General features: G+C 68.3%; 1 protein-coding gene. It reads right to left on the reverse strand.

Annotated elements, in window-relative coordinates; translation table 11 throughout:
• Nucleotides 1–227 (reverse strand): transposase family protein (locus GT045_RS17930; protein WP_161334790.1); only part of this gene is annotated, 227 nt, incomplete at both ends.

Genomic DNA, 227 nt, shown 5'->3' on the forward strand with positions numbered 1-227 from the left:
ACCTGGATCTCGGTGGCGTCCAAACGCAGCTCGACACCTTCGGCCTGGGCATAGGCAAATACATCCGTCAGCGTCCGAAGCCGCAGGCCGGGACGGTCGGGAACCGCGCACCCCCGCTCCGCCAGGAGCGTGCGCACCTCTCCGATCGCCCGGGTGACGGTGGAACGGTCGACACCGAACAGCAGCCCCAGCACCGAGTGCGGCAGGTCGTGCCGCAGATGGATCAG

It is taken from the genome of Streptomyces sp. SID486 (assembly GCF_009865385.1).
Taxonomy (GTDB): domain Bacteria; phylum Actinomycetota; class Actinomycetes; order Streptomycetales; family Streptomycetaceae; genus Streptomyces.